This is a genomic window from Cupriavidus yeoncheonensis, from assembly GCF_905397275.1.
Taxonomy (GTDB): Bacteria; Pseudomonadota; Gammaproteobacteria; order Burkholderiales; family Burkholderiaceae; genus Cupriavidus; species Cupriavidus yeoncheonensis.
This window is the reverse complement of sequence record NZ_CAJPUY010000004.1, coordinates 1-16,802: the sequence shown is the minus strand read 5'-3', so window position 1 is coordinate 16,802 and position 16,802 is coordinate 1. Positions and strand designations below refer to the sequence as shown.

Annotated in this window: 13 protein-coding genes; 12 read left to right on the top strand and 1 reads right to left on the bottom strand. The window is 68.2% G+C overall.

All coding sequences use genetic code 11. The features are described 5' to 3' along the window. Nucleotides 1-3 precede the first annotated feature (3 nt). The 8 genes from KHO22_RS06255 to msrA all read left to right on the top strand — a co-directional run bounded on the left by KHO22_RS06255 (nt 4) and on the right by msrA (nt 9,438). Entirely contained in the window at nt 4-966 is a 963-nt protein-coding gene (locus KHO22_RS06255) for a Bug family tripartite tricarboxylate transporter substrate binding protein (RefSeq protein WP_211946255.1), read from the top strand. A 55-nt stretch (nt 967-1,021) separates the two neighbouring features. Further along, nucleotides 1,022-1,936 (top strand): SDR family NAD(P)-dependent oxidoreductase, encoded by a 915-nt coding sequence (locus KHO22_RS06250; RefSeq protein ID WP_211946254.1) that lies wholly within the window; start codon nt 1,022-1,024, stop codon nt 1,934-1,936. Nucleotides 1,937-1,946: 10 nt separating this feature from the next. After that, entirely contained in the window at nt 1,947-3,116 is a 1,170-nt protein-coding gene (locus KHO22_RS06245) for a thiolase domain-containing protein (RefSeq protein ID WP_211946253.1), read from the top strand. A gap of 22 nt (nt 3,117-3,138) precedes the next feature. Further along, nucleotides 3,139-3,537, top strand: a complete 399-nt coding sequence (locus KHO22_RS06240) for a Zn-ribbon domain-containing OB-fold protein (protein ID WP_211946252.1) — start codon at nt 3,139-3,141, stop codon at nt 3,535-3,537. A 37-nt stretch (nt 3,538-3,574) separates the two neighbouring features. Beyond that, the gene (locus KHO22_RS06235) at nt 3,575-5,689 is read left to right on the top strand and encodes an acetate--CoA ligase family protein (RefSeq protein WP_211946251.1); all 2,115 of its coding nucleotides are present in this window, start codon (nt 3,575-3,577) and stop codon (nt 5,687-5,689) included. Nucleotides 5,690-5,764: 75 nt separating this feature from the next. Further along, nucleotides 5,765-7,006, top strand: coding sequence for an acyl-CoA dehydrogenase family protein (locus KHO22_RS06230; protein WP_211946250.1), 1,242 nt, complete (start codon nt 5,765-5,767; stop codon nt 7,004-7,006). A 25-nt stretch (nt 7,007-7,031) separates the two neighbouring features. Next, on the top strand, nt 7,032-8,789 hold the full coding sequence (locus KHO22_RS06225; protein ID WP_211946249.1) for a long-chain fatty acid--CoA ligase: 1,758 nt from the start codon (nt 7,032-7,034) through the stop codon (nt 8,787-8,789). Between the two features lie 142 nt (nt 8,790-8,931). Beyond that, a complete protein-coding gene (gene msrA / locus KHO22_RS06220) occupies nt 8,932-9,438 on the top strand; it encodes a peptide-methionine (S)-S-oxide reductase MsrA (protein WP_211946248.1) in 507 nt (168 codons plus the stop codon). Between the two features lie 82 nt (nt 9,439-9,520). Here msrA and KHO22_RS06215 read toward each other — a convergent pair whose 3' ends face one another. Then, nucleotides 9,521-10,231 carry a GntR family transcriptional regulator gene (locus KHO22_RS06215; RefSeq protein WP_230426752.1) on the bottom strand — a complete coding sequence of 237 codons (711 nt, stop codon included), beginning with the start codon at nt 10,229-10,231 and terminating at the stop codon, nt 9,521-9,523. Nucleotides 10,232-10,407: 176 nt separating this feature from the next. Between KHO22_RS06215 and KHO22_RS06210 the strand changes: the two genes are divergently transcribed. The 4 genes from KHO22_RS06210 to KHO22_RS06195 all read left to right on the top strand — a co-directional run bounded on the left by KHO22_RS06210 (nt 10,408) and on the right by KHO22_RS06195 (nt 16,264). Beyond that, on the top strand, nt 10,408-12,087 hold the full coding sequence (locus KHO22_RS06210; RefSeq protein ID WP_211946246.1) for a GMC family oxidoreductase: 1,680 nt from the start codon (nt 10,408-10,410) through the stop codon (nt 12,085-12,087). 35 nt (nt 12,088-12,122) lie between these two features. Then, on the top strand, nt 12,123-13,859 hold the full coding sequence (locus KHO22_RS06205) for a hypothetical protein (protein WP_211946245.1): 1,737 nt from the start codon (nt 12,123-12,125) through the stop codon (nt 13,857-13,859). Between the two features lie 68 nt (nt 13,860-13,927). Next, complete coding sequence (locus tag KHO22_RS06200; protein WP_211946244.1) at nt 13,928-14,821, top strand: TauD/TfdA dioxygenase family protein; 894 nt, start codon at nt 13,928-13,930, stop codon at nt 14,819-14,821. A gap of 21 nt (nt 14,822-14,842) precedes the next feature. After that, the gene (locus KHO22_RS06195; RefSeq protein ID WP_211946243.1) at nt 14,843-16,264 is read left to right on the top strand and encodes an aldehyde dehydrogenase family protein; all 1,422 of its coding nucleotides are present in this window, start codon (nt 14,843-14,845) and stop codon (nt 16,262-16,264) included. Nucleotides 16,265-16,802: the final 538 nt, after the last annotated feature.

Here is a 16,802-nt window from a genome sequence, read left to right as displayed (position 1 = left end):
AGCATGAAAAGATGGATCGTCGCCGGCGTGCTGGGTGCGCTGGCAAGCCTTGCCGGCGCATCTGACAACTACCCGTCGCGGCCGGTCAGGCTCATCGTCGGCTACGCGGCGGGCGGCCCCGTCGACAGCGCGGCGCGGGTCTATGCGCAGCATCTCGGCACTGCGCTGGGACAGCCGGTCGTGGTCGACAACCGCGCCGGCGCCGGCGGTGCCATTGCCGCGGCGCTCACCGCCAAGGCAAGCCCGGACGGCTACACGCTGTTCTTCGTCGGCAGCCCGACGCTGACCATGGCGCCGCTGGTGCAGAAGACAGCCACCTACAAGCCGCTGCAGGACTTCACGCTCGTGGGCCTGCTCAATACCTATACCAACGTGCTGCTGGTCGCGAACGATTCCCCGCTGCACAGCGTGAACGACCTGGTCGGCTATGCGAAGGCGCATCCCGAGGGGCTGGCCTTCGGTTCGGCGGGCGTTGGCGCATCGAATCACCTGGCGGCCGAACTGCTGGCCCAGCGCAGCGGCGTGCGCTTCCTCCATGTGCCGTACAAGGGCAATTCCCCGGCCGTCACCGACCTGATCGGCGGCAAGATCGGCTTCATGTTCGACGTCACGGGCACCGCGATCGGATACGTGCAGGGCGGCAAGCTGCGCGCGCTGGCCGTGACCTCGCCGGTGCGCAACGCTGCCCTGCCCGGCGTGCCTACCGTTGCCGAGTCCGGGATCAAGGGCTTCGACGTCAGCGGCTGGTTTGGCCTGATCGGCCCGCCGGGCCTGCCGCCGGCGGTGGTGGACCGGCTAGTGGCGGCGAACCGCGAGCTGGGCAGCAACGCCGCCTTCCGGCAGAGCCTGGCGCGTGCCGGCTATGCCCCCAGCATCAGCAGCCCGGCCCAATTCACCGAGCGCCTGCGGCAAGACCTGGCGCTCTGGACCGACGTCATCACGAAGGCAAGGATCGAGGCGCAATGAACGCCATGCGGGCGGCATCCCGCCGCCGGCCAAACCAGACCACAGGAGCAGGAACATGAGTGCAACGATGCAGGACAAGGTAGTACTGGTCACGGGCGCAGGCGGCGGCATCGGCCGCGGGATCGCGCTGGCGATGGCGGCCGCCGGGGCCAGGGTCGTGGTCAACGACCTGGGCGTGTCGATGTCCGGCGATGGCGCCGATGCCGGCCCCGCGCAGCGCGTGGCCGAAGAAATCCGCGCCGCCGGCGGGCAGGCCGTGGCGAACACCGACAGCGTGTCGAGCTGGAACGGTGCCCACAAGATCGTCCAGTGCGCGCTCGACAATTTTGGGCGCATCGACGCCGTGGTCAACAACGCCGGCAACCTGCGCGACCGCATGTTCTTCAAGATGAACGAAGAAGAATGGCGCGCGGTCATCGACGTGCACCTGCACGGCACCTTCTTCGTGAGCCGTGCGGCGGCCAATTACTTCAAGGACCAGGAAGGCGGCGCCTATGTCCACATGACTTCCACCTCGGGCCTGATCGGCAACCTGGGCCAGGCCAACTATTCGGCCGCCAAGCTCGGGATTGTCGCCCTGTCGAAGTCGATCGCGCTGGACATGCAGCGCTTCAACGTGCGTTCGAACTGCATCGCGCCGTTCGCATGGAGCCGCATGACCAGCTCGATCCCGTCCGAGACGCCGGAAGAAAAGGCGCGCGTGGCCAAGCTGCAGAAGATGGAAGCCGGCAAGATCGCGCCCATGGCGGTGTTCCTGGCCAGCGATGCCGCGCGTGAGGTCAGTGGCCAGATCTTCGCCGTGCGTGCGAACGAGATCCTGCTGATGAGCCATTCGCGCCCGGTGCGCTCGGTGCACATGAGCGAAGGCTGGACGCCGGAAGCCATCGGCGAGGTCGCGATGCCGGCCATGCGCAACAGCTTCTTCAAGCTGGAGCGCTCGCCCGACGTGATCGGCTGGGACCCTATCTGAGAGCGCTGCCATGACCATCAAAGGCAAGGCCTATATCGTCGGGGCCTACGAGCACCCGACCCGCAAGGCGCCGGACAAGAGCGTGGCGCAACTGCACGCCGAGAGCGCGCGCGGCGCACTCGCGGACGCCGGCCTGTCGCTGTCCGATGTCGACGGCTACTTCTGCGCGGGCGACGCGCCGGGGCTGGGTGCCGTCAACATGATCGACTACCTCGGCCTCAGGGTCCGCCATGTCGACTCCACCGATACCGGCGGCTCCGCCTACCTGGTGCACGTCTCGCACGCCGCGCAGGCGATTGCGGCCGGCAAGTGCAATGTGGCGCTGATCACGCTGGCCGGGCGCCCGCGCTCGGAAGGCTCCAGCGGCACGCAGGCGCGCAACTGGGGCGCCAACCTGCCCGACGCGCCGTTCGAGGCGCCGTTCAATGCGGTCACGGTGAACCTCTATGGCATGGTGGCCATGCGCCATATGCACGAGTTCGGCACCACGCCCGAGCAGCTCGCGTGGATCAAGGTGGCGGCGTCGCACCATGCGCGGCACAACCCGCATGCGATGCTGCGCGACGTGGTCACGGTGGAAGACGTGCTGAATTCCCCGATGATCTCCGACCCGCTGCACAAGCTCGACTGCTGCGTGGTATCCGACGGCGGCGGCGCGCTGATCGTCGCGCGTCCGGAGATCGCGGCAAGGCTGAAGCGCCCGAAGGTCCGCATCCTCGGCGCCGGCGAGCACGTGAAAGGCCAGCTTGGCGGCGAAGTGGACCTGAGCTGGTCGGGCGCGCGCGTGTCGGGCGCGGCGGCTTTCGCCGAAGCGGGCGTCACGCCGGCCGACATCAAGTACGCGTCGATCTACGACAGCTTCACCATCACCGTGCTGATGCAGCTCGAAGACCTGGGCTTCTGCAAGAAGGGCGAAGGCGGCCGCTTCGTGGCGGACGGCAACCTGATCTCGGGCGTGGGCAGGCTGCCGGTCAATACCGACGGCGGCGGGCTGTGCAACAACCATCCGGCCAACCGCGGCGGCATCACCAAGGTGATCGAAGCCGTGCGCCAGTTGCGCGGCGAGGCCCACCCCGCCGTGCAGGTGCCCAACTGCGACCTGGCGCTGGCGCAAGGCACCGGCGGCTACCTGGGCAGCCGCCACGGCAGCGCCACCCTGATCCTGGAACGCGAGCAATGATTCAAGCAGCGGGAGCTATCCGATGACCACCCCTCATGTCCCCCTGGCCTACAAGGCGCCGGACGAACAGCCGGACAACGCCGCGTTCTGGCAGGCTGCGCGCGCAGGCCGCCTGCTGGTGAAGGTCTGCGAAGCCTGCGGCAAGCCGCACTGGTACCCGCGCGTGCTGTGCCCGTTCTGCATGGGCGACACCGCCTGGAAGGAAGCCAGCGGGCGCGGCACGATCTACGCCTTCAGCGTGACGCGCCGCGCCGGGCCGAACCCGTTCTGCATCGCCTACGTGACGCTGGAGGAAGGCGTCTCGATGATGACGCATATCGTCGACTGCGACCTCGACAGCGTGCGCATCGGCCAGAAGGTGCGGGTCAGGTTCTCGCCGAGCGACGGCGGCGCACCGGTTCCGACCTTCACGCTGGCCTGACGCCCTCTCCCAGACAAACCCGATCTCCGCTGATCCCATGACCACTCCTGTCTTGCCCGACATCCTGCTCAATCCCCGTTCGGTCGCCGTCATCGGCGCGTCGGACGACCCTGCCCGCATCGGCGGCCGTCCGATCGCCGCCATGCTCCAGCTCGGCTTCGCCGGGCGCATCCTGCCCGTCAACCCGAACCGGCGCGAAGTCCAGGGCCTGCCCGCGTATCCGGCCGTGGCCGACCTGCCCGAGGTGCCCGATGTCGCGATCGTGGCGGTGCCCGCTGCGCAAGTGCTTGACGTCGTGACGGCGCTGGGCGAACGCGGCACCCGCGCGGCGATCCTGTTCAGCGCGGGCTTTGCCGAGGTGGGCGGCGACGGCGTGGCCCGCCAGGACGAACTGCTGGCCGTGGCGCGCCGCACCGGCATGCGCCTGCTGGGGCCGAACGCGCTGGGCCTGATCAACGTCCATAGCGGCTTTGTCGGCAGCTTTGCCTCCAGCATCGCGCTGGGTCCGGTGCGTGCGGGCGGCGTCGGCATTGTCAGCCAGTCCGGCGCCTATGGCGGCCACCTGGTCATGGCGGCACAGGCGGCCGACATCGGCCTGTCGAGCATCGTCATGACCGGCAACGAGGCCGATATCTCGCTGGGCGAAGTGGTGCGCCTGCTGGTGGAGGATCCGCGCACCGGCGTGATCGCGCTGTACTCCGAAGGCATCCACGATGGCGATGGCCTGGTCGCCGCCCTGCAGGCCGCGCGCCAGGCGCGCAAGCCGGTGGTGATGATGAAGGTCGGGCGCAGCGAAGTCGGCGGCGCGGCGGCACGCTCGCACACCGCCTCGATCGCCGGCGACGACGCCGTGGTCGACACCGTGCTGGCCGAGCTTGGCGTGGTGCGCGCGCGCAGCACCGAAGAGATGCTGGATATCGTGCGGCTGGCCACGCGCGGGATCTATCCCGCCGACAACACGCTCGGCGTGATTACTGTCAGCGGCGGTGCCGGCGTGATCGTCTCCGACGCGGCCGAGGAACTGGGCCTGCCGATGCCCGCGATGCCGGCCGCCACGCAGGCGCGCCTGCTCGAACTGCTGCCGATCTGCGCGCCGCGCAACCCGGTCGATACCACGGCGCAATTCGTCAACGACCTGTCACTGATCCGGCCCTTTACCGAGGCCATGGTCAGCGACGGCGGCTACCGCTCGGTGCTGGGCTTCTTCACCTATGCCGGGGCCACCCCGGCCGTGGCCCCCACCCTGCGCGAGCAGCTCTCGCGGGTGCGGGAACGCTACCCGGACCGGCTCTACGTGCTCGTGCTGCAAGGCCCGCGCGAGGTGCTGCGCACCTATGAAGAGGCGGGCTTCACGGTGTTCGAGGACCCCACCCGCGCGGTGACCGCAATTGCCGCGATGGGCCGCTTCGGCCGCGCCTTTGCCGCGCGGGATGTCCTGCCTCCCCCGGCCGTTCGCGCAGTCTCGCTGCCGGCCGCGACACCGAGCGAAGCGCAGGCCAAGCAGATCCTTGCCGAAGCCGGCATCGCCTGCGTGCCCGAGCGCGCCTGTGAGCTGGCGGAAAGCGCCGTGCTGGCGGCGCGCGAGTTCGGCTTCCCGGTCGTCCTGAAGATCCTGTCGCCGGACATCCTGCACAAGTCCGAGATCGGCGGCGTGCTGCTCGACGTGCGGGACGAGGACGCCGTGCGCGAAGGCTTCGCGATACTGACGGCGCGTGCGCGCCAGGCCGTGCCCGGCGCGCGCATCGAAGGCGTGCTGGTCGCGCGCCAGGTCAGCGGTGGCGTGGAATGCATCATGGGCATCAAGCGCGATCCGGTGTTCGGGCCCATCGCCATGTTCGGGCTCGGCGGCGTGTTCGTCGAAGTGCTCCGGGATGTGGTGTTTCACCGCTGCCCGTTCGGCGAGGACGTGGCCGAAAAGCTCATCCGCTCGATCAGGGGTGCGCCGCTGCTGCTGGGCGCGCGCGGCCGGCCGGTGGCGGACATCGCCGCGCTGGCGTCCACGCTGTCGCGCTTGTCGGCCTTTGCCGTGGCGGCCGGGCCGCGCCTGCAGGCGGTGGACCTGAACCCGGTCTTTGCCATGCCTGCCGGCCAGGGCGCTTTCGCTGCGGATGCGGTGATCGAGGTCGATCCGCTCCCGTCGGCATCCCGCTAACCCCCTAATCCGCTAACAGATAAGACGCCGGGCCCCGCAGGTGCCGGGCCTGGACAGAACAAGGAGACTTGCCCCATGAATTTCGAGATCCCCAGCGAATGGGTTGAATTCGGCGATGCCCTCATCAAGTTCGTCGACCGCGAAGTGGCGGCGCTCGAGAAAGAGCACCGCGCACTGCTGGCCAGCGAGCGCACCGTCTACACCGAGGACGGCCGCTATGCGCCCGAAGTCCTCGCGCTGCGCCGCCAGGTCCGCATGCGTTCGGCCGAACTGGGCTTCTACACCGCGCTGTCGGCCGAATCGCTCGGCGGCGGCGGGCTGGGACCGCAGGCCGCGGTCTATATCCAGGAACGGCTGAATGCCCATTGCGGGCCCGACCGCCACCTGGTGCAGACCGTGGTGCTGCCGTCGCCCTTCACCAACGGGCTGTCCCCGGTGCTGAAGCACCTCGACCCGGCTGTGCTGGAAGCGGTGCACGAGGCACTGGCCAGCGGCGACAAGACCATGTGCTTCGGCCTGTCCGAGCCTGACGCCGGCTCCGACGTGTTCGGCATGCGCACCCGCGCCGTGCGCGACGGGGACCACTGGGTGCTCAACGGCACCAAGCAGTGGATCACCAATGCGCCGTATGCCGACTACGCCATGATCTTCGCCGTCACGGACGAGGAGAAGGCACGATCCGGCAAGGGCGGCAAGGGCGGCATCACCGGTTTCTTCCTGCCCACCCAAACCGCCGGTTTCTCCGTACCGAGCGTGATCCCGACCATGGGCCACCTGGGCGCGGACATCGGCATCGTCACGCTGGAGAATGTGCGCGTGCCGGACACCCATCGCCTGGGTCCGGTGGACCGTGGCCTGACGGTCGCGCTCGATGGCGTGAACGCCGGCCGCCTGAGCATGGCCGCCAGCTGCCTGGGCCTGGCCGAATGGGCGCTGGAGCAGGCCGTCGCCTATGCCAAAGTGCGCAAGACCTTCGGCCAGCCGATCGGCGCGCACCAGGCGGTGCAGATCATGCTGGCCGAGTGCGCCATGGACATCTACGCCACCAAGTCGATGGTGCGCCATTGCGCGTGGCTGGTGGACAACAACCTGCCGGCGACCAAGGAAGTGTCCATCGTCAAGGCCTCGGCCACGGAGATGGCGTGCCGGGTGTTCGACCGCGCCATGCAGGTCCACGGCGGCATGGGGCTGACCAATGAGTTGCGGCTCGAAGCCGGCTACCGGTTCGTGCGTACCATGCGGATTCCGGACGGTACATCCGAGATCCAGCGCCGCACCATTGCGCGCCGGCTGCTCGACGGCGACACGGCATTCTGAAACACCCCCTGATCCCTTGCCTGCCATGACCATGACTCCCTACCTTCCCGGCCCGGGCGATGCGGTTGCTTACCCCAGCGGCATGCTGTGCGTGGACAAGTCCGTGACGCTGGGCCCGGTGCCCTACGGCTTCCACGTGCCGCAGACGACCCTCTTCGAGAACCTGGAGATCTCGGCGCGCCGCTTTCCGGGCAAGACCGCAATCCAGTTCTACGGCAACGCGATCTCCTACGCGGCGCTGCTGGACGAGGTCGAACGGCTGGCCGGCTACCTGCAGCAGGCCTGCGGTGTCGGCCGCGGCGACCGCGTGGTGCTGTTCAGCCAGAACAGCCCGCAGTTCATCGCGGCTTACTTCGCCATCCTGCGCGCCGATGCCGTGGTGGTGCCGGCCAACGCCATGCTGCTGGAGGACGAGTTGCGCCACATCGTCACCGACAGCGGTGCCGTGGCGGCGTTTGCCGCCAGCGAGCTGCTCGGCCAGATCGCTCCGCTGGTCGGCACCACGCCGCTGCGGCAGGTCATCGCCCACAGCTATGGGGACGCGCTCACCGAGGAAGACCTGGGCGGCGGCGCCCGCCTGGCCATCCCCGACTGGGCCCGGCAGCGCGCCCGGGATGTCCCGCTGCCCGCCGGCGTGGTCCACTGGCTGCAGGCCGTGGCCGCAGCGCACCGGCCCATGCCCCACCGCAGCACGCCGGACGACCTGTGCATGCTGCCCTATACCTCCGGCACCACCGGCGCGCCCAAGGCCTGCATGCATACGCACCGCACCGTCATGGCGTCGGTGGCGGGCTCGCAGTTGTGGCGGTGTTCGCATGCCGAGTCGAGCTTCCTGGCGGTGGCGCCGATGTTCCATCTGCTCGGCCTGCAGAACGGCATCAATGGCCCGGTCTACGTCGGCGGCACCATCGTGCTGCTGCCGCGCTGGGACCGCCGCACCGCCGCCGAGCTGATCGCGCGCCACCGGGTCACCTTCTGGGCGGCGCCGCCGCCGATGCTGGTGGAATTCTTCGCGCAGCCCGGCATCGAGTCGTTCGACCTGAGCAGCCTCGGCTGCGTGGTGGGCGGCGGCGCGGCCATTCCGGAAGGCACGGCGCGGCTGATGAAGGAGCGCTACGGGCTGACCTTTGTCGAGGGCTACGGCCTGACCGAAACGGCGTCGTTCATCATTGCCAATCCGCTCGCGGCGCCCCGCAACGGCCATCTCGGCGTGCGCACATACGGCGTGGACGCGCGCGTGATCGACCCTGCCACGCTGGAGGAGGTGCCGCCCGGCGAAGTCGGCGAGATCGCCGTGCACGGCGCCCAGGTCATGCTGGGCTACTGGAACCAGCCGCAGGCCAATGCCGAGAGCTTCATCGTCATCGACGGCAAGCGCTTCTTCCGCACCGGCGACCTGGCCAGCGTCGATGCCGACGGCTACTTCGTCATGCGCGACCGGCTCAAGCGCATGGTCAACGCGTCGGGCTACAAGGTCTGGCCGGCGGAAGTCGAGGCCATGCTCCACACCCATCCGGCGATCCTCGAAGCGTGCGTGATCGCGGCGCGCGACCCGCATCGCGGCGAGACCGTCAAGGCTGTCATTGTGCTGCGCCCGGACGCCGGTTCCGTCGGCGCGGACGAGATCCTCGGCTGGTGCCGAAGCCATATGGCGACCTACAAGGCGCCGAGGATCGTCGAGATCGTCGAGCGCCTGCCGCGCTCGGCCACCGGGAAGATTGCGTGGAGGGAGTTGCAGGAGAAGGAGATGGAGGGAGGGGCGTTGCCGAACCTGAAGGGATAGGAGCCACTTTTTAACGGGGATTGAGGGGGTGTGGTTCCCGGCGGGCGCCAATGGTGGACAATATGGGGACGCCCCACCGGGCAAGACCTGGCCGGCGAGGCAACGCAACAGAACCACGCAACCGAACGAAGGGACCTCAACCATGACCACACAATCCGAAATCGCCCTCCTGGCCGGCGGCTGCTTCTGGGGCATGCAGGACCTGCTGCGGCGGTATCCAGGCGTGCTGGCCACGCGCGTGGGCTACACCGGCGGCGACGTGCCCGATGCCACCTACCGCAACCACGGCAGCCACGCGGAGGCGATCGAGATCATGTTCGACCCGCGGCAGATCAGCTATCGCCAGATCCTGGAGTTCTTCTTCCAGATCCACGATCCGACCACGAGGAACCGCCAGGGCAACGACACCGGCACCAGCTACCGGTCGGCCATCTTCTACCGGGACGACACCCAGAAGCTGGTGGCGCAAGACACGATTGCCGACGTCGATGCATCCGGACTCTGGCCGGGCAAGGTAGTGACCGAGGTCGCGCCCGCCGGCCCGTTCTGGGAAGCGGAGCCGGAGCACCAGGACTACCTGGAACGCTATCCCAACGGATACACCTGCCATTTCATCCGGCCAGGCTGGAAACTGCCCAAGCGCGGGTGACGGCGAACTGGCGTGCGGAGCTCACGGCGATCCCAGGCGACCTAAGCCACACGTGTGTTGAGCGAAGTCCCCCGCCGCCACGCTAGCGCGACAGCGTCCACCTGTAGCTGAAACGGTCACCCCGGAAATAGAGCTCGGCGCAGCACAAGGGGTGGCCCTCGATATCGTAGGGCGTGCTGCGGATGCGCAGCAGCGGGAACCCTTCGGGCACGTCGAGCCGCCGGGCGACCTCGCCGCTGGCGGCAACGGCCGTCGATTCGCAGGACAGCTCCTTCAGGCGGAAACCGAGCTGCGTTTCCAGCAGCGTCATGATGTCGTTGGTTTCCAGGTCCTCTTCCGCCAGGCGCCGCATGCGCGCTTCCGGGCCCATGACCTGGAAGTACCCGACCGGCACATCGTCCCAGAACCGCAGCGTGCTGACGCAGAACACGCGCTCGCCCGCCTCCAGCCCGAGCGCCGACACGGCAAAAGCCGGTGCCTTGGCCATGCGCGCCGATACCAGCCTGCCATAGGCAAGCTTGCCCCTCGCCCGGCCCGCTTCGTAGAAGCCGCTCAGCGGCCCCAGGTCCGGCCGTTCCGAGGGCCGCCTGACGAAGCTGCCCTTGCCGTTGACCTTCTCGATCAGGCCCGCATTGTGCAGCCCGGCAAGCGCCTGGCGCACCGTGATGCGGCTGACGGCAAACTCCGTCGTGAGCTCGGACTCCGAAGGCAGCTTCGCGCCCGGCGGCCACTGGCTGTCAATGATCCGCTGGCGAAGCTCCTGTTCGATCTCCTTGAATCTGGGCAGCGTCACGGGCAATCCTCGGGTTGGTGCGGCGGTGGCGAATAGGTGCTCAGGGATTATACCTATCATGACAGGTTCTCCGGAAAATCGGTTGACCTGTCATAACAGGTAATGTCACTATCCTGTGGCCGCGCGTTGAAACGGAGAAGCATCCCGGCATCGCGCAAGGACCCAGGAGACCGCAAGTGAGCAGCAACGCAGCAATCGGCCGTGAAGCGGCGGCCGCAGAATTCGACTACATCGTGGTGGGCGCCGGATCGGCGGGATGCGCCGTGGCGGGCCGACTGGCAGAGGACCCATCCGTTACCGTGGCCTTGCTGGAAGCGGGCCCCGACGATCACCACTACACGGTGTGGACGCCGATCGCGCTGGCCAGGACGGCGATGAACGCCGGGCCGCGCAACTACGCCTATTACTCGGTACCGCAGGCCGGCCTGAACGGCCGGCGTTCCTACCAGCCGCGCGGGCGCGGACTGGGCGGCAGTTCGTCGATCAACGGCATGGTCTATATCCGCGGGCACCGCCATGACTACGACCAGTGGCAACAACTCGGCTGCGAAGGCTGGGGCTATGACGATGTCCTGCCCTACTTCCGCCGCAGTGAAACCAACCAGCGCAGCACGATGGGCCACGCGGACCCGCTGCGCGGCGACAGCGGCCCTCTGCATGTCGGCGACCTGCGCAGCCCCAACGTCTTCTCGCGCCGCTTCGTCGATGCGGCCCGGCAGGCCGGCCTGCCGCTGAACCATGACTTCAACGGCGCGCAGCAGGACGGGGCCGGCCTCTACCAGGTGACGCAGCACAACGGCGAGCGCTGGAACAGCGCGCGCGCCTACCTGCACCGTGGCGATGCGAGCGGCCGCGGCCTGAATGGCGGCCGCAAGGGACTGGTGGTGCTGACCGGCGCGCAGGCCCTGGGCATCGAGTTCACCGGCCGTCGCGCCACCGGCGTGCGCGTGGTGCGCGGCGGCGTGGAGCAGAGCCTGCGCGCGCGCCGCGAAGTGATCATCAGCGCGGGCGCCTTCAATTCTCCGCAGCTGCTGATGGCCTCCGGCATCGGGCCCGCGGAGCATCTCCGCAGCATCGGGGTCCAGGTCGTGCACGACCTGCCGGGCGTAGGCGAGAACCTGCAGGACCACCTGGACGTCACCATCCAGAAGGCGGTGAACTCCACCGACCTGTTCGGCTATACGCTGCGCGGCGCCGCGCGCATGGTGTCGGAAATCGTGCGCTACCGGCGCCACCGCACCGGCATGGTCAGCTCCAACATCGTCGAGGCCGGCGCCTTCTTCCGCAGCCGCCCGGACCTGGCCGAACCCGATGTGCAGCTCGCTTTCGCACTGGCGCTGGTCGGCAACCGCGGCAGTGCCAAAGCGCGGCCCGGCCATGGCTATAGCTGCCACGCCTGCGTGCTGCGGCCGGAAAGCCGCGGCCATGTGCGCCTGGGCTCCGCCGACATGCGCGACGCGCCGCTGATAGACCCGCGTTTCCTGTCGGCCGAAGCCGACATGGAGGGCATGGTCGCCGGCGTCCGCATGATCCGCCGCATCTATGCGCAGGACGCGTTGATGCAGGCCGGCGGCAAGGAACTGAAGACCGATGCGTTCGGCCCTGGCGAAGGCGACGAAAGCGCGATCCGTGACTTCGTGCGGGACAACGCCGACAGCATCTTCCACCCCGTGGGCACCTGCAAGATGGGGGTCGACGAGATGGCCGTGGTCGACCCGAGCCTGCGCGTGCGCGGCGTGGAAGGACTGCGCGTGGCGGACGCCTCGATCATGCCGACGCTGGTCGGCGGCAATACCAATGCGCCAGCCATCATGATCGGCGAGAAGGCCGCCGACCTGATCCGCGCCAGCGCCTGACAAACACGATTCCAAGAGAACCATAGGTGCATCTCATGCTCTCCTCATCCCGCCTGAACCTTCGCCCGCTCGTGGCGGCGCTGGCGCTTGCCGCCACGGCCGCGGTCGCCGCGCCTGCCGGCCCGGTGCCCAATCCCTACCTCGCGCAGTCCTACAACAATCAGACGCACTGGAACGACGGGGCGACCGACAGCGTGGAATTCGCGGTGCCGCGCGGGCATTTCGAGGTCACGCCCGAATCCGTGCAGGTGGTCGCGAACGAGTCGGCTAGCCTGCCGCTGGTGGCCGACCGCGTTGCCGGGAAGGATATCTACTGGTGGTGGGCCGGGTTTTCGCTGCGCAAACTGGCCGTGGAAGACGGCAAGCTCGTTGAACTGGGCCGCTCCGACCTTCCGGTACGCCTGCCCGGCTATACGCCGATCGGCACGCAGCAGCGGCACGAGCAGGCGCAGGCGGTCAGGCGCTTCCTGGACGCCCGCGACGAGCAGGGCCTGCTCGACTACCTGAAGTCGCAGCCGAACCGCCTGATGACCTCGACCGAGGACCAGGGCGTCAACGGTTCGGTCTATGCGGTGCTGGGGCGCGACGATACCTTCTATGGCTGCAACGGCCGCCAGGTCTTCCGCATCGCCCAGAGCCATCCGGGCGACCCGGCTTCCGCCATGGCGGCGCCGGTCGCGGTCACGCTGCCCGCCACGCTGTTCGACAACGACAAGGCGCGCAAGGGCACGCGCCTGCCGGCCGACATCCTGTTCGGCATGGGCATGACCTACAACGGCTATCTGGTCGTCAACACGGCTTCCGGCAAGGTCATCACGCTGAACCGCGAGACGCTGGCGCCGGTCGATGTCTTTACCGTGGCCGGCAGCGACGAGCAGTTCCTGAACAGCTTCGCGACCGGGCCGGAAGCCGGCGGCGGCGCGGTCTACGTGGCGTCCAACACCACCATGTATCGCCTGGTGGTGGACAAGGACGGCAGGATCCACAGCGACGAAGGCAGCGGCGCGTGGCAGGCGGGCTATGACCGCGGCGTGCGCATGCCGGCGCCCAAGCTCGGCGATGGCACCGGCTCGACGCCGACGCTGATGGGCTTCGGGCCGGATGAAGACAAGCTGGTGGTCATTACCGACGGCGCGCGCAAGATGCGCATGGTGGCGTTCTGGCGCGACCAGCTTCCGGCGGGCTGGAAGCAGAAGCCGGGCACCTCGTCACCGCGCGTCGCGGACCAGACCGAAGTGGACATGGGCCCCGAACTCGAATCCGTCCAGTCCGAGCAGTCCGTGTCCGCTTATGGTGACTACGCCTTCGTCGTCAACAACATCCCGAGCCGCGATGCCCCGCAGCTCAGCCCCGCCAGCTTCTACGTGTCGCTGATCAACGGCGCGACCCGGCCCGGCCCCGCGGGCGCCGCCGCGCTGAAGTGGCAGCAGAAGACCCATCGCTGGGAACGCCTGTGGACCCGTCCGGACGTGTCGTCCATCTCCGTGGTGCCGATGATCAGCGGCGCCGGGCGCATGGCCATCGTGGATGGCTACTTCGTTGGCCGGTGGAATGACCGCTACCACATCGGCCTGGACCTGGACACCGGCAAGACCGTCATGACCATCCGCACCGGCAGCGACCCGACCTTCAACGGCCTGTATTCGCCGGTGAAGGTCGATCCGCAGGGCCACATCTTCTACAGCGGCGCGTTCGGCCTGATGCGGCTGGATACCGCGAAGATGAAGCAGGTTCCGTTTCAGGACGGCACGCTGACAGCGCGCCAGCGCTGAGACCCATCGGCCGGGCCGCGGGGCCCGGGCCGCATCAAGACCAGCTCACAGAGCGAAGGAGACTAGCCATGCAAGCCGAAGCCGCCACGGCCACACGCGCCGCGCACACTGAACCCTGGCCCTTCACCGTCAGCCCCTGCACGCCTGCCATCGGCGCCGAAGTCGACGGGGTCGATCTGGGCCACCTGGACGACGCAAGCTATCGCGCGCTGCGCGACGCGCTGCTGAAGTACAAGGTGCTGTTCTTCCGCGACCAGGACATCACGCCCGCGCAGCACGTGGCCGCCGCGCGCCGCTTCGGCGAGCTGGAGGTCCACCCGATGATCCCGCACCACGCGGACCATCCCGAGCTGGTGGTGTTCGGCCGTGGCGGCGAAAGCCGCGGCCGCGAGAACCTGTACCACTCCGACGTGTCGTGGCGCGAGGCCCCCTCGATGGGATCGATGCTGCGCTGCCTGGAATGCCCCGACATCGGCGGCGACACCATCTGGGTCAATATGGTCGCTGCCTATGCGGCATTGCCTGACGACATGAAGGCGCGCATTGCCGAACTCCAGGCCGTGCATGACGCCATGCCGACCTTCGGGCAGAGCGTGACCGGCGCCAGGTACGACGAGATGCGCAAGCGGTATCCGCCGATGGCTCACCCGGTGGTACGCACCCATCCTGAAACCGGCGAGAAGATCCTCTACGTCAACGAAGGCTTCACCACGCATTTCGCCAACTACGCGCGCGTGCAGCCTTATCGCATCGGCTCCGACTTCCGCATGGCCGAGATGGACCTGATGCAGTACCTGTTCCGGCAGGCCGCCGCCCCCGAGTACCAGGTGCGCCTGCGCTGGCGCGCGAACACGGTGGCGCTGTGGGACAACCGCGCCACCCAGCACTACGCGGTGCAGGATTACTTCCCGGCCGTGCGCCACATGAACCGGGCAACCATCATCGGCGACCGTCCGGTGTGACCGCCAGCGGAGATCTACCCCATGAAGACACTCAACCAGTTCTATATCGACGGCCAGTGGGTCGACCCGGCACCGGGCGCCACGGAAATGGACATCGTCAATCCGGCCACGGAAGCGTTGGCCGGCAAGGTCATGCTCGGCACGGCCGCCGACGTGGACCGGGCCGTGGCCGCCGCGCGCGCGGCGTTTCCGGCGTGGTCGCAGACCAGCCGCGAGACCCGCATCGCGCTGCTCGAACGCATCACCGGGCTGTACAAGGCGCGCATGGCCGACATTGCCGACGCGGTGCGCACGGAGATCGGCGCGCCGGTCGCGTTGTGCCAAGCGCTGCAGGCCCCGATCGGGCTGGCGCACCTGGCCGCCGCCACCGAAACGCTGCGCAAGTTCGAGTTCGAGACTGCCTACGGCAACAACTACGTCAGGCATGAAGCCATCGGCGTGGCCGCGCTGGTCACCGCATGGAACTGGCCGCTGAGCCTGATCTGCGCCAAGACCGCCGCTGCGCTGGCAGCCGGCTGTACGGTGGTCCTCAAGCCCTCGGAAATCGCCCCGCTCGACGCCGCGATCTTCGCCGAAATCATGCACGAGGCCGATACCCCGCCCGGCGTCTTCAACATGCTCTATGGCGAAGGCAAGACCGTGGGCGCGCGCCTGTCGTCGCACCCGGACGTGGACGTGATCTCCATCACCGGCTCCACCCGCGCGGGCGTGGAGGTGGCACTGAGCGCGGCGCCGACCGTCAAGCGCGTGCACCAGGAACTGGGCGGCAAGTCGCCGCTGCTGATCCTCGACGATGCCGACCTGCCGGCGGCCGTGACCACCGGCGTGACGCAGGTCATGATGAATTCCGGCCAGACCTGCATCGCCCCGACGCGCATGCTGGTCCCGCGCGAGCGCTACGCCGAGGCGGTCGCGGTGGCGGCTGCGGTCGCCAACGCGATTCCCGTCGGCGATCCGGCCGATCCGGCCACGAAGATGGGGCCGATCTCCAACCGTGCCCAGTACGAGAAGGTGCAACGCCTGATCGGCGCGGGCATGGAGGAAGGCGCACGCGTGGTCGCCGGCGGAACCGGGCGGCCCGAGGGCGTCGAGCGCGGCTTCTATGCGCGCCCGACGGTCTTCGCCGATGTGCACAACGGCATGGCCATCGCGCGCGAGGAAGTCTTCGGTCCGGTACTGGCGATGATTCCGTATGACGGTGAAGAGGACGGCATTGCCATCGCCAACGATACGCCGTACGGACTGGCCGCCTACGTGGCTTCGGGCGACACGGCGCGCGCCCGCCGCGTCGCCGCGCGGCTGCGCGCGGGCTCGGTGCGCATCAACGCCGCCCAGGTCGACCTGGCCATGCCGTTCGGCGGCTACAAGGCATCGGGAAACGGACGGGAAAACGGCGCCCACGGCCTGACCGAATTCCTTGAATGCAAGTCTGTGATGCTCTGATGGCATCGGGATCGGCCCGGATGTTTTGGGGTTTTCGCCGGATTGCGGGGAATGAGTGATGATGGGGTGTCGTGCTTGGCAGGCGCTGCCGTTTCGCCGGCGTAGCCGGCAGGGGTTTGATTGGTGTGTCGTGCTTGGCATGCGCTGCCGTTTCGCCGGCGTAGCCGGCGACCTACTTATATGAACGCGCTCCGGTTTGCAAGGCAAGTTGAGCATGAGGCATCGAACGGTTGGTTGCAGACTTATATCCGGCCTTGTGTGGCAGGCAAAGCCTGCAGGCCCTGATGGTATTCGCCGGGAACGTCCCTCGCTTTTGGGCGTGCTTGTTACGCACCAGTAGGTCGTCGGGTTTCGGCTCCCGCGGTCTAACCTGTTTTGCCATCACTCTCCACTTACCGTCGCAACCTGTGGACGGATTTCCTGCTTGCTAGCTCGGCCTGCCGCTAGGCAGGCCTGACCGAGACGTAGTCGCGATCATAAGTCCGGTTGTGGGCCAACACGGCCCAGGCCGTGCGCGCCATCTTGTTGGCCATGGCAA